The following is a 12,490-nucleotide window of genomic DNA, read 5'->3' on the forward strand; positions in this document are numbered from 1 at the left end:
GGGCGGACGTCCGAGGCGAGGCGCGGGCCGTGGCCTAAGGGCTGTCCCGTGATTCCCGGCGGGCGTGCGACGACAGCTACGGCACCTCGCCGCGTTGTCGGGTCGTCCGCATACATCCAGTATGCGGACGACCCTCCGCCTTGCGACGCACCGCATCTGACGCCGCACGCTGATCCACCGGGAATCACGGGACAGCCCTTAGCATGACCGGCATACGAAACGGGACATGTCGGCCATTTGGGTCCCCCACGGTGCCGTCGCCCCGCGCACCCGCGAGTCCGGACGAAAAGACACGATGCTCACACTCGACACGGTCCTGCACGGTCTCGCCACCGCTGCGGACGAGCCGGCCCAGTTGCTCCCCGCCCGCCAGCAGATGGCCTTCACGCTGGGCTTCCACATCATCCTGGTCCCGTTCGGCGTCGCCCTGACCAGCCTCACCCTCATCGCCCACCACCGGGGGCTGCGGCACGACGACTCCACCGCCCTGCTCCTGGCCCGGCGCTGGTCGAAGGCGGCGGCCGTCCTGTTCGCCGTCGGCGCGGTCACCGGCACCGTCCTCACCTTCGAACTGGGCGTCCTGTGGCCCGGCTTGATGGGGACCTTCGGGTCCGCGTTCGGGTTCCCGTTCTCCATCGAGGGCCTGTTCTTCTTCCTCGAGGCCATCTTCGTCTCGATCTACATCTACGGCTGGAACCGGCTGCCCCCGTGGGCGCACTTCTGGACCGGTGTCCCCGTGTCCCTGTCCGGCATCGGCGGCACCGCCTCCGTCGTCGCCGCGAACAGCTGGATGAACCAGCCCGGCGGCATCACGATGCGCGACGGGAAGGTCGTCGACGTCGTCCCGTCCCAGGTGTTCTTCAACGGGGCGTTCTGGGGCGAGACCATCCACATGCTGCTGGCCGCGTACATCGTGGCGGGCTTCACCGTCGGAGGCGTGTACGCGGTGGGCCTGCTGCGGGGACGCGACAACCACTACCACCGCACCGGGTTCCTCATCGGCTTCGTCACGGCCGCCTGCCTCATGCCGGTCCAGCTGCTCGTCGGCGACACGATCGCCCGTGACGTCTTCAACGACGAACCCGCCAAGTTCGCCGCGATCGAGATGGTGCCCACCACCGACGACCACGTGCCCGAGACGCTGGGCGGCGTCATGATCGACGGCGAGGTCCGCTACGGCTGGCAGATCCCCGACCTCGGCTCGATCCTGGCCGACTTCTCGCCGTCGACGACGATCAAGGGGCTCGACGCGATCCCGGCCGACGTACGGCCCGACGACCGCACGGTGAGCGTCGTCCACCTCGCCTTCGACGTCATGGTCGGCACGGGCAGCCTGCTGACGCTGCTGGCGGCGTGGTTCGCCTGGCTCTGGTACCGGCACCGGCGCGTCCCGGACAACCGCTGGTTCCTGCGCGCCGCCGCCGTCAGCGGCGCCCTCGCCGTGGTCTGCCTGGAGAGCGGATGGGTCGTCACCGAGGTGGGACGGCAGCCGTGGACCGTCGTCGGCCTGCTGCTGACCCGCGACGCGGTGACCACCGAAGGCAACATCTGGGCGCTGTTCGCCTGCGTGCTGGCGCTGTACGCCGCGGTCGGCGCGGCCGCGATCTGGGTGCTGCGCTCCATGCGGCGGCGCTGGCGCGCGGAGGGCGACGACAACGTCACCGTCCCCTACGGCCCGGCGCCCGAGCCCGTGGCCGCCCGTCCGGGTTCGAGGGAGCAGTAGATGCAGGACACCGTCGCCATCCTCCTGTTCGTCGGCGTGGTCGCCTACGCCCTGCTCGGCGGAGCCGACTTCGGGGCCGGGTTCTGGGACCTCACCGCCGGGGGCGCCGACCGGGGCCGCCGGCCCCGGCATCTGATCGACACCTCCATCGGACCGGTGTGGGAGGCGAACCACACCTGGCTGATCTACTGCCTGGTCATCCTGTGGTCCGGCTTCCCCACCGCGTTCACCGCGATCACCACGACGCTGTATCTGCCCCTGGTGTTCGCCGCCCTCGGCATCGTGCTGCGCGGCTCCGGCTTCGCGTTCCGCCACAACGCCCTGCGCACGCCCGAGCAGCGGCTGTACGGTGCGGTGTTCGCGCTGTCGAGCGTCCTCACGCCGTACAGCTTCGGGGCGATCGCCGGGGCCATCGCCTCCGGACGGGTGCCGACCGGCGGCAACGGCAACGCGCTGACGAGCTGGAACCACCCGACCTCCCACCTGGGCGGCGTCCTGGCCGTCGTGGTCTGCGCCTACCTCGCCGCCGTGTACCTGCACGTGGAGGCGCGGCGCGCGGGCGACACGGCCCTGGCCCGGTACTTCCGCGACCGGGGCCTCGCCGCGGGCGCAGCGGCGGGAGCGGTGTCCGTGGCCGGCGTCTTCGTCCTGCACTCCGACGCGAAACGGCTGTTCCACGACCTCAGCCATGTCGCGCTGCCGCTCGTCATCGGGGCCGCGGTGTGCGGCGTGGCCTGCATCCTCCTGCTGCTCACCCATCGCACGGTCCTGCTGCGGCAGACGGCGGCGGCCGCCGTGGCGCTCGTGGTGTGCGGGTGGGGGGTCGCCCAGTACCCCTATCTGCTGGGCACCCACCTCACGATCGACGAAGGCGCCTCGCCCCGGGCCACGTTGCAGGTGCTGATCGTCGTCGCCTGCGTCGCCGGGGTCACGGTCCTGCCCTCCCTCGTCCTGCTCTTCCGGCTCGCGGGCCGGGGGCGCCTCACCATCCACTAGTCGGGCGACCATCCACCGGTCACGCGCCGGCCGGTGCGGCGCGGGTCAGTCCTCGGCGCTCAGGTCGAACACGATGCGGGCCTTGACCTGGCCGCGCAGCACCTCGTCGACGCAGTCGTTGACGGCGGCGAGCGGCCGGGTCTCCCGGATGACCCTCGTACGTCCCTCGGCGTGCAGCTGGAAGACCTCGGCGAGGTCCTGGCGGGTGCCCACGATGGAACCGATCACCGAGGTGCCGTTGAGGACGGTGTCGAAGATCGGGAGCGGGAGGGTTCCATGGGCGGGCAGGGCCACCATGACGAGCTTTCCTCCGCGCCGCAGACCGGAGTTGACGGCGGCGAAGGCATCCGGGTTCACCGCGAGGGCGAGCGCCGCGTGGGCTCCGCCGTGCCGCTTCAGCTCGGCGCCGACGTCCTGGGCGCGGGCGTCGATGACGAGGTCGGCGCCGAGCTCCCGGGCCAGGGCCAGCTTGTCGTCGGTCACGTCGATCGCGGCGACCCGGGCCCCGGCGATCTTCGCGTACTGCACAGCGAGATGCCCCAGACCGCCCACACCCGAGATCGCGACGAGCTGGGCGGGCCGGACCCCGGCGACCTTGAGCGCCTTGTAGGTGGTGACGCCCGCGCAGGTCAGCGGGGCGGCGTCGAGGGCGCCGACGCCGTCGGGCACGGGCTGCGCGAAGTCGGCCCAGGCCAGCATCTTCTCGGCGTAACCGCCGTCGCAGCCGTACCCGGTGTTGATCTGGCTCTCGCACAGCGTCTCCCAGCCGGAGAGGCAGTGCTCGCAGCGCCCGCACGCCTTGCCGAGCCAGGGCACCGCGACACGCTGCCCGACGGCGAGGTGGGTGACGCCCTCACCCAGTTCCTCGACGAGGCCGACGCCCTCGTGGCCGGGCACGAACGGCGGGACGGGCTTGACCGGCCAGTCGCCGTGGGCGGCGTGGATGTCGGTGTGGCACAGCCCGGACGCCTCGACGCGTATCCGGACCTGCCCCGGTCCGGGCCGCGGATCGGGCCGGTCCTCGATGACCAGTGGGGCGCCGAACGCCCGGACGACCGCTGCCTTCATGGTGCATACTCCTCCCGGTTCTCCTCGGTGGACCGCGTCACTCGTGCGCGACGACGGCGACGGGCGCGACGGCGTGGTGCATGACCGCGTGGGTGACCGCGCCGATGTGGATGCCGAACGGGCTGCGGCGCACCCGGCGCCCGACGACGACGAGGGAGGCGTCGCGGGCCGCGTCGACGAGGTGGTTCGCGGGGCTGCCGATCCGGGACACCTCGGTCACCTCGACGTCCGGGTACTTCTCCCGCCACGGCAGCAGCACCTCGGTGAGCGCGGCGGCCCGCTCGCGGATCATCTCCTCGCGGGGGTCGACGCCGGCAGCCAGGCTGTAGACGGAGGCCGGCGGCAGGTTCCAGCCCTCGACGGCGGTCAGGGTGGCCTCACGGCGGCGGGCCTCCTCGAACGCGAACGAGATCACCGTCCCGTCGGGGCCGCGGGTGTCCACGCCCAGGACGACGGGCCGGAATCCGGTGGCGGCGGACGGTATGCCGGCGGGGTCCTTCACATGTTCGTCGGCGGCCTGTGCGCCCGCCCGGACCAGCACCACGGGCACCTCGGCGCGGGCCACCACCGACTGGCCGACGGATCCGACCAGGAAGCCCGCGAGGCCGCTCAGCGCCCGCGAACCCAGCACCAGCAGCTCCGCGTCCCGAGAGGCTTCGAGCAGGACGTCGGCGGGTGCTCCGGGCCACTGTTCGGTGGTCACCTCGACCCCGGGGTGCCGCAGCCGAAGGCCCTCGGCGGCGTTCCGGGGGATCCGCTCGGTCCAGTGCTGCTGGGTCTCGGCGCCGAGGAGCGGGGCCTGCGCGAGGGGTTCCGGGACGGGCTGCCACACGTGCAGCAGCCGTACCGGCACCCGGCGGAGCGCCGCTTCACGGGCCGCCCACTCGGCGGCCGCCCGGCTCTCCCCCGAACCGTCGAGTCCCACGGTGATCGTGCGGGCCATGCCGATCTCCTCCTCAGTCCGCTGTCCTGTCTCCACCCTGTCTCCGGGTACGGGCGCGGGGCAGGGGCCTGAGGTCCCGGGGGCGGGCCGATGGTCCCTACCGGCGGGCGGGTGGTGAGGGCGGACCTCCGGACGGCCCGGGCCACGATTGAATGAGCGGATGGATGAACCGATGGATGAGCGGACGGGTGAGCGCACGCGTGGCCGGGTGACGGATGGCCGGGCGGACGGGCCGAGGGATGCGGACCGGCCGAGGGATGCCGACGGGCCGAGGGATGAGACCGCCGCGCTGCGCCTCCGGCAGGCCGTCCGGCGGATCGCCGACCACACCCGGGACCGTGCCGCGACCGGGGTGGGCCCGGAGGAGGCCGACGAGGTGGCCGGGACGTTCGGCACGGACGGCGCGCTCGGCTTCGACCCGTTGCCGTTCCTGCGGGCGCTGCACGAGGCCGGCTCCCGGGCGGTGGTCGTCGGCCAGGTGGCCGGCATCCTGCACGGCTCCACGGACCTGACGGGCGACCTCGACCTGTTGTGGGACGGCACGCCCGAGCAGGCGGACGCCCTGCGCCGGGCCCTGACCGCCACGGGCTGCGCGGACCTGCCCCCGCTGGACCGCCCTCAGGTGCTGTACCGCGTGACCGGCGCGAGCGGTGACCTCTGCACGCCGGCCCTGCCGTGGGGCCCCATGGACGTGACCCCCTGCCTGGACCGGGCGGCGGTCACGTACGACCCGGCGGGCTTCGCCATCCGCTACGCCGGCCTGGACGACCTGATCCTCATGCGGCGCTCCCTCGGCCGGCCCAAGGACCGGCGCCGCGCGGCCGAACTGGAGGCCCTGCGCGCCTGAGCCGTCACCGCAGGTGACGGGCTTCGGAGGGCGGAGGCGACACGCGCCCACGAGATCATCGCGTCACGCCGGTTCCGTGGTCTCCGCCGGCAGGCGGGCGGGGAGGCCGAGGTGGGGGAACTGGGTGCTGTCGAAGATGGTGATCTCGGTGATCGCCCCGCCGGTGACGCGCAGGACGTCGATCGTCAGGGGCAGGTAGGCGTTCTCGCGCTCCTGCCAGAGGTAGTAGGCGACGGCCGGCTGGCGGTTCACGGCGGTGGGCAGGGGGCGCAGGCCCGTCATGCCCTCGTAGCCGTCCTCGATCCAGCTGTTCAGGACCGTGGCGCGGCCGACGGCCAGGCCCGGGGTCGGCGGCATCGAGCAGCGGACGTCGTCGCGGAGCATCGCGGTGAGCGCCGGGATGTCCGTGGCCACGCTGGCCTCGGTGAAGCGGCGCACGAGTTCGCGGGTCCCGGCGTCCTCCTCGCCGCCGGTCCAGTCCTGGCGCTCGGCGGGCAGGTGCTCGCGCAGGCCGGCGCGGGCCCGTTGCAGGGCGCTGTTCACGGAGTTCACCGAGTCCCCCAGGAACTCCGCGACCTCCTTGGCCCGCCAGCCGAGCACGTCCCGCAGGATCAGCACGGCGCGGGGGCGCGGCGCGAGATGCTGGACGGCGACCAGGTAGGCCAGCTCGATCGTCTCCCGGGCGACGGCGACGGCTTCCGGCTCGTCGGCGTCGTCCGCGGTGAGCTCGTCGAGCAGGCGGTCAGGGTAGGGCTGTAGCCAGGGCACCTCTCCGCCGGTCGCCGGTTCCGGGCGGCACCTGGCGAGCAGGTCGAGGCAGGCGTTGGTGGCGATCCGGTACAGCCAGGCCCGGAACGTCGAGCGTCCCTCGTACGTCTCCCGGCGGCGCCAGGCCCGCAGGAACGTCTCCTGGACGGTGTCCTCGGCGTCCTCGAACGACCCGAGCATGCGGTAGCAGTGCACGTGCAGCTCCCGCCGGTGCCGCTCCGCGAGGCCCGCGAACACCGGCTCCTCGATCTCGCCCAGCCCGTGCGGGGCCAGGTCCTGCTCCGGCCGTGTGTCGGCACTCATCGCGTCGTCCTTCCGCCTCGTCGTGTCCCGTCGTACGTGTGACGGGTGGGAGCGCGGAAACTCATCACCGGGCGTCGCCCGCCGGTCCGGCCGCGGGAACACTCCGGCCGTCCCGCCGGTTCCAGCTTGTCGGAGAAGGGATGGCGACATCGTGCACGGTGAGTACAAGGTTCCGGGCGGCAAGCTCGTGGTGGTGGACGTCGAGGTGGCGGACGGGGTGCTGCGGCACCCGCAGGTCGCCGGTGACTTCTTCCTGGAGCCGGACGAGGCGCTCCACGCGGTCAACCAGGCTCTGGACGGCGCCCCGGCCGACACCGACGCCGCCGGTCTGGCGAGCCGTATCGACCGGGCGCTGCCCGAGGGCACGGTCATGTACGGGCTGACCTCGGAGGCCGTCGGCATCGCGGTGCGCCGGGCGCTCGCGCACGCCACGGACTGGACGGACTACGACTGGCAGCTGATCTACGACGGTCCGCAGAGCCCGGGGCTGCACATGGCGCTGGACGAGGTGCTCACCGCGGAGGTCGCCGCGGGGCGCCGCCCGCCGACGCTGCGGGTCTGGGAGTGGGCCGCGCCGGCGGTGATCATCGGCAGTTTCCAGTCGCTGCGCAACGAGGTCGACCCGGCCGGCGCCGAGCGGCACGGCATCGAGGTCGTCCGCCGTATCTCGGGCGGCGGCGCGATGTTCGTGGAGCCCGGCAACACGATCACCTACTCGCTGTCCGTGCCGGACGCCCTCGTGCAGGGGCTGTCGTTCCAGGACAGCTACGCCTACCTCGACGACTGGGTGCTGGAGGCGCTCGGTGAGATGGGGATCAAGGCCTGGTACCAGCCGCTGAACGACATCGCCACCGAGCAGGGGAAGATCGCCGGCGCCGCGCAGAAGCGGGTCGTGGGGCCCGACGGCGGGCCCGGGGCCGTCCTGCACCACGTGACCATGGCGTACGACATCGACGCCGACAAGATGCTGGAAGTGCTGCGCACCGGCCGGGAGAAGATGTCGGACAAGGGCACGAAGAGCGCGAAGAAGCGGGTGGACCCGCTGCGCCGGCAGACCGGTCTGCCCCGGCACGAGGTCATCGCGGGGATGGTCGACTCGTTCCGGCGCCGCTACGGGCTCACCGACGGCAAGGTGACGGACGCCGAGCTGGCCCGGGCGCAGGAGCTGGTCCGCGACAAGTTCTCCACGCCCGAGTGGACGGCCCGCGTTCCCTGACCGCACGGGGAGAGGGAACGCGGGCCGGGCGTCAGCCCATCTCCTCCAGTTTCTTGCCCTTGGTCTCCTTGACGAACTTCAGGACGAACGGGATCGAGAGCGCCGCGAAGGCCGTGTAGATCACATACGTGGCCGACAGGTTCCAGTCGGCCAGCGACGGGAAGCTCGCGGTGATCGCCCAGTTGGCGATCCACTGCGCGGCCGCCGCCACACCCAGGGCGGCGGCGCGCAGCCGGTTGGGGAACATCTCGCCGAGCAGGACCCACACGACGACGCCCCACGACAGGGCGAAGAACAGCACGAACACATGGGCGGCGATCAGCGCGACCCAGCCCTGCGTGGCGGGCAGCTTGCCGTCGACCAGGTCGTAGGAGAACGCCCACGCCTCCAGGCCGAGGCCGACGACCATGCCGACGGAGCCGATCAGCGCGAGCGGTTTGCGGCCGATCCTGTCGACGAAGATGATCGCGATGACCGTGCCGACGATGTTGATGATCGACGTCGTGAACGAGTAGAAGAACGAGTCCGTCGGGTCGACGCCGACCGACTGCCACAGCGTGGACGAGTAGTAGAAGGCCACGTTGATGCCGACGAACTGCTGGAACGCCGACAGGCCGATGCCGATCCAGACGATCGGCTTGAACAGGAACGTGCCGCCCAGCAGGTCCTTGAAGGAGGACTTCTCCTCACGGTGCATCGCCGCCTCGATCTCGGAGATCCGGGCGTCGAGGTCGACGTCCTCGCCCTCGACCTCCGCGAGGATGCTCCGGGCGCGCTCCCGCTTGCCGACCGAGATCAGGAAGCGGGGCGACTCGGGGATCGCGAAGGACAGCAGGCCGTACAGGACGGCCGGTACGACCATGACGCCGAGCATGACCTGCCAGGCCTCGAGGCCCATCAGCCGGCCGCGCTGGTCGCCTCCCGCCGCGTTGAGGATGCCCCAGTTGACCAGCTGTGACATCGCGATGCCGACGACGATCGCGGCCTGCTGGAAGGAGCCGAGGCGCCCGCGGTAGGCGGGCGGGGCCACCTCGGCGATGTAGGCGGGGCCGATCACGGACGCCATGCCGATCGCGAAACCGCCCACGATCCGCCAGAAGGCCAGGTCCCACAGCGCGAACGGCAGCGCCGAACCGACGGCGCTGATCGTGAACAGCACGGCGGCGATCTGCATGCACCGGATACGGCCGATGCGGTCGGCGATCCGGCCCGCGGTCGCCGCGCCGATGGCGCAGCCGATCAACGCGATCGCGATGACCTGGGCCAGTGCCGCCGAGCCGATGTCGTAGCGGTCGCGGACGGCCTCGACGGCCCCGTTGATCACCGAGCTGTCGTAGCCGAACAGGAAGCCGCCCATCGCGGCCGCCGCCGCGATGAAGACGACGTGCCCGAGATGATCGGGGTGAGCCGTCGAGGCTCCTGACCGGGGTGGTTGCGACGCGGTGCTGGTCACGTGTACTCCTCGGGCCGCCGGCAGAGCCGCCGGGCGATGGACGGTGATCACGGCAGTGATCAACGGCAGGGCTTCTATCCGGTGCCCCCTGCGCGCGCCGATATGCCTGGACCGGGGCACCCTGGGAACCGTCCGCCTCCCCCGGGGCTGTCACAGACGGGACCGCCGCCCGGTCAGTAGGGATGCGAGCAGTCGTCGCCGGAGCCGTGCCGCACCAGCCAGACGGACGGACGGACGGGGCCGCGAACGAAGGGATGATTCATGAAGGTCGTAGTGATCGGTGGGACCGGGCTGATCGGTTCGAAGGTGGTCGCCGAGGTCACCGGACACGGGCACGAGGCGGTGGCCGCCTCACCCAGCACCGGGGTGGACACGCTGACGGGTGAGGGCCTGGCCGAGGTGATGAAGGGGGCGTCGGTCGTCGTCGACGTCACGAACAGCCCGTCGTTCGCCGACGACGCCGTGCTGGACTTCTTCCGGCGCTCCACCGCCAACCAGCTGGAGGCCGAGCGGGAGGCCGGGGTGGCCCATCACGTGGCGTTGTCCGTCGTGGGCACCGACCGGCTGCAGGAGGCCGGCTACTTCCGCGCCAAGCAGACGCAGGAGGACATGATCCGGGGGTCCGGGATCCCCTTCTCGATCGTGCGGGCGACGCAGTTCTTCGAGTTCGCCCAGGGTCTGGCGGACTCGGCCACCCAGGGCGACACGGTGTCCCTCGCCCCCATCAAGATCCAGCCGATGTTCTCCGGGGACGTGGCGGCGGCCGTGGCCCGCACGGCCGTCGGTACGCCGGTCGGCGGGATCGTCGAGGCCGCCGGGCCGGACGTCTTCGCGCTGGAGGACTTCATCCGGCAGGCTCTCGCGGCCCAGGGTGACCCGCGCACGGTGGTGACCGACCCGCGGGGCCTGTACTGGGGCGCCGCCCTCGAGGACTCCGACCTGCTGCCGGGCCCGGACGCGTCGATCGGCGCGACCTCCCTGGCGGAGTGGACGGCGCGCCAGGCATAGACCGGCCGAGGCGCCGGACCGGCGACACGGTCCGGCGCCCAGGCGTGGTCGCTGCCCTACGCGGGCTCGACGGGCAGCCAGAGCTCGCAGGTCGCGGTGGTGAAGTCGGCCGCGCGGTCCAGGACGGCGACGATCGAGGGGCCCGACCGCAGCCGCCACGGGTTGGACGGGAACCACTCGGTCGCGGTCGCCGCCCAGGTGGTCTGCAGGGTCCCCGGATGCGGTCCGGCGGTCCGGAAGACCGCCCACGTCCCGGCCTCCACCTCGATGACGTCGAGGCCGTCCGGGGCGGGCGTGTCACGGCCGAGGGCGACCCCGTGGAGATAGGTCAGCTCGCTGCCCTCCGTGCCGTCCGGGTCGACGTCGTCGCTGACCTGCAGCAGGCCGGCCGGTTCGCTGTCACCGAGGGCCTTGAGCCGGGCGTGCTCCTCCTGGGGCAGGGCGGCGATGTGCCGCTGGATGTGCGGGTTGACGCCCCGGTGGACGAGCGGGACGCGGGCGGCGTGGCCGGCGAGCCGGAACGCGGGGCGGTCGACGAGACGGGTGTCCATGGGAGTGCTTCCTTCGACGGTCAGGCGGAACCTGAGCTGCGGTTGTGTGCGCAGGGGACCTCCGTCACGGCGTACGTCACCGGGGCCGGCACCGTGGACCGCGCGGAACGCCCGGCCGAACGCCTCGCTGGAGCCGTAGCCGTGCCGGACGGCGATGTCCAGCAGGTCGGCGTCGCCCCGGACGACGTCCGCGGCGGCCACGGTCATGCGGCGCCGCCGCACATACTCCGACAGGGGCATGCCGGCGAGCGACGAGAACATCCGCCGCAGGTGGTACTCGGTCGTTCCGAGCTCTCCGGCGAGTGCGCCGATGTCGAGCTCCTCGCCGAGGTGCCGCTCGACGTGGTCGACGAGCCGGTTGAGTGCCGAGATCATGAGGTCTCCCTTCACGGACAACCCTGGCAGCGGGCACTCCGGCCGCGCCCGATCGTCGCGGTCCGATCCGATCATGCGCGCTCGGCGTCCGGCGCACGACGGAGTCGTGAACCGCCCCGCCTACTCCCTGTGGGCCTCCTGCAGGGCCCGCTCCACGGCACCTTGGACGCGGGCGGCCTCGCGTTCCTTGCGTCGCGCGCGGGCCCGGCGTACCAGGAACAGCGTCGCGGCGACGGCGAGGAGGAGCAGGACGACGATCCAGGGGACGGCCCAGGTGTGCGCGGTGGCCTCGACCGGCTTCAGGGGGGTGGTGGAGCCGGAGGGGTCGGTGAGCAGGGGCAGCAGCGTGGCGGTGGCCGTGAGGCGGACGCCGGGTGCGACGCCGTGCACGGGCACCTTCACTGTCCACCGCTCCCCCGGCAGCAGCTTCGGGGTGTCCTTGAGGTCGTCCGCCGCCGTGCGCAGCGAGCCGAACGGCCCCTGGACGGAGACGTCCTGGCGGGCGGAGAGCAGGGCGTTGCCCGTGTTGCGGACCGTGTAGGTGACGGTGGCCGTGCCCTTCGCGAACGGGTTGGCGGTGCCGTCGTAGTCGACGTGCAGGTCCTCGACGGCGAGGCGGGGCGTGAGCTCGCCGCCGACGCGCAGGGCGACACGGACGCCGAGGCGCCGGTCGACGTTGATGCCGGCGGCGGAGTCGGACTGCTTGAGGGAGGTGAGCAGGCCGCCCACATGGTCTCCGGGCGTGGCGTTCCTCGGGACGCTGACGGTGAAGGGGACGTCGGCGGATTTGCCGGGCGCGAGGGTGAGGGAGGTGGCCCGGGGGTGCACCCAGGCGCCGACGCCGACGGACTTCTTCTCCCGGGTGAGCAGGTCGAGTTGACCGGCGTCCGTGGTGTAGCCGTCGGAGGCGTAGACGGCGAGGCGGAGCGTGGTCCGGCCGCGGTTGGTGACGACCATCGTGTCCTCGACGGTGCCGCCCGGGTTCACGGCGTAGCCGAAGCTGGAGCGGTTGTCGCCGTACGCGTTCGCGGCGGTCCGGACCGTCCAGCTGACGTCGCCGTCGGCGGCCGCGGCGGGGCCCGCGCGCAGGCCGGTGAGCGCGAGGGCGGTGAGCAGGACGAGGGCCGCGGCGCGCAGGAGCGCGGCGGGGCGGAGACGTCGGTGCGTGGGCATCTGGGGGGGTTCTCCTGGAGCGGGAGGCGTGGCAGGGCGCCCGCGGGCACCCTGCCACGCCGGTGG

At 72.5% G+C, this 12,490-nt stretch carries 11 protein-coding genes; 5 read left to right on the forward strand and 6 right to left on the reverse strand.

Annotated features, from left to right (window positions below):
• The first annotated feature begins 295 nt into the window (after positions 1-295).
• Complete coding sequence (locus F8R89_RS02540; RefSeq protein ID WP_151782397.1) at positions 296-1,723, forward strand: cytochrome ubiquinol oxidase subunit I; 1,428 nt, start codon at positions 296-298, stop codon at positions 1,721-1,723.
• The gene (locus F8R89_RS02545) at positions 1,724-2,719 is read left to right on the forward strand and encodes a cytochrome d ubiquinol oxidase subunit II (protein ID WP_151782398.1); all 996 of its coding nucleotides are present in this window, start codon (positions 1,724-1,726) and stop codon (positions 2,717-2,719) included.
• Positions 2,720-2,764: 45 nt separating this feature from the next.
• On the opposite strand, the gene F8R89_RS02550 is transcribed toward F8R89_RS02545, so the two are convergent.
• Positions 2,765-3,787 carry a zinc-dependent alcohol dehydrogenase gene (locus tag F8R89_RS02550; protein ID WP_151782399.1) on the reverse strand — a complete coding sequence of 341 codons (1,023 nt, stop codon included), beginning with the start codon at positions 3,785-3,787 and terminating at the stop codon, positions 2,765-2,767.
• A gap of 37 nt (positions 3,788-3,824) precedes the next feature.
• Positions 3,825-4,730 (reverse strand): universal stress protein, encoded by a 906-nt coding sequence (locus tag F8R89_RS02555; protein ID WP_151782400.1) that lies wholly within the window; start codon positions 4,728-4,730, stop codon positions 3,825-3,827.
• A gap of 172 nt (positions 4,731-4,902) precedes the next feature.
• On the opposite strand from F8R89_RS02555, the gene F8R89_RS02560 reads away from it, so the two are divergent.
• A complete protein-coding gene (locus F8R89_RS02560; protein ID WP_225994306.1) occupies positions 4,903-5,577 on the forward strand; it encodes a hypothetical protein in 675 nt (224 codons plus the stop codon).
• Positions 5,578-5,640: 63 nt separating this feature from the next.
• On the opposite strand, the gene F8R89_RS02565 is transcribed toward F8R89_RS02560, so the two are convergent.
• Positions 5,641-6,648 (reverse strand): RNA polymerase subunit sigma-70, encoded by a 1,008-nt coding sequence (locus F8R89_RS02565; RefSeq protein WP_151782401.1) that lies wholly within the window; start codon positions 6,646-6,648, stop codon positions 5,641-5,643.
• A 151-nt stretch (positions 6,649-6,799) separates the two neighbouring features.
• Between F8R89_RS02565 and F8R89_RS02570 the strand changes: the two genes are divergently transcribed.
• Positions 6,800-7,864, forward strand: coding sequence for a biotin/lipoate A/B protein ligase family protein (locus F8R89_RS02570; protein WP_151782402.1), 1,065 nt, complete (start codon positions 6,800-6,802; stop codon positions 7,862-7,864).
• Positions 7,865-7,895: 31 nt separating this feature from the next.
• On the opposite strand, the gene F8R89_RS02575 is transcribed toward F8R89_RS02570, so the two are convergent.
• Entirely contained in the window at positions 7,896-9,317 is a 1,422-nt protein-coding gene (locus F8R89_RS02575) for a sugar porter family MFS transporter (RefSeq protein WP_151782403.1), read from the reverse strand.
• A gap of 261 nt (positions 9,318-9,578) precedes the next feature.
• Here F8R89_RS02575 and F8R89_RS02580 point away from each other — a divergent pair, with 261 nt between their 5' ends.
• Entirely contained in the window at positions 9,579-10,325 is a 747-nt protein-coding gene (locus F8R89_RS02580) for an SDR family oxidoreductase (protein WP_151782404.1), read from the forward strand.
• A gap of 56 nt (positions 10,326-10,381) precedes the next feature.
• Here the strand turns inward: F8R89_RS02580 and F8R89_RS02585 are convergent, their stop codons facing one another.
• The gene (locus F8R89_RS02585) at positions 10,382-11,251 is read right to left on the reverse strand and encodes an AraC family transcriptional regulator (protein ID WP_151782405.1); all 870 of its coding nucleotides are present in this window, start codon (positions 11,249-11,251) and stop codon (positions 10,382-10,384) included.
• Positions 11,252-11,371: 120 nt separating this feature from the next.
• The gene (locus F8R89_RS02590; RefSeq protein ID WP_151782406.1) at positions 11,372-12,424 is read right to left on the reverse strand and encodes a WxL protein peptidoglycan domain-containing protein; all 1,053 of its coding nucleotides are present in this window, start codon (positions 12,422-12,424) and stop codon (positions 11,372-11,374) included.
• Between the last annotated feature and the right edge of the window lie 66 nt (positions 12,425-12,490).

It is taken from the genome of Streptomyces sp. SS1-1, from assembly GCF_008973465.1.
Lineage (GTDB): Bacteria > Actinomycetota > Actinomycetes > Streptomycetales > Streptomycetaceae > Streptomyces.

Coding starts and splice junctions, on each gene's coding strand:
- F8R89_RS02565 (WP_151782401.1), bottom strand. CDS start 6,648: ATGAGTGCCGACACACGGCCGGAGCAGGACCTGGCCCCGCACGGGCTG.
- F8R89_RS02560 (WP_225994306.1), top strand. CDS start 4,903: ATGGATGAGCGGACGGGTGAGCGCACGCGTGGCCGGGTGACGGATGGC.
- F8R89_RS02585 (WP_151782405.1), bottom strand. CDS start 11,251: ATGATCTCGGCACTCAACCGGCTCGTCGACCACGTCGAGCGGCACCTC.
- F8R89_RS02590 (WP_151782406.1), bottom strand. CDS start 12,424: ATGCCCACGCACCGACGTCTCCGCCCCGCCGCGCTCCTGCGCGCCGCG.
- F8R89_RS02550 (WP_151782399.1), bottom strand. CDS start 3,787: ATGAAGGCAGCGGTCGTCCGGGCGTTCGGCGCCCCACTGGTCATCGAG.
- F8R89_RS02555 (WP_151782400.1), bottom strand. CDS start 4,730: ATGGCCCGCACGATCACCGTGGGACTCGACGGTTCGGGGGAGAGCCGG.
- F8R89_RS02540 (WP_151782397.1), top strand. CDS start 296: ATGCTCACACTCGACACGGTCCTGCACGGTCTCGCCACCGCTGCGGAC.
- F8R89_RS02545 (WP_151782398.1), top strand. CDS start 1,724: ATGCAGGACACCGTCGCCATCCTCCTGTTCGTCGGCGTGGTCGCCTAC.
- F8R89_RS02580 (WP_151782404.1), top strand. CDS start 9,579: ATGAAGGTCGTAGTGATCGGTGGGACCGGGCTGATCGGTTCGAAGGTG.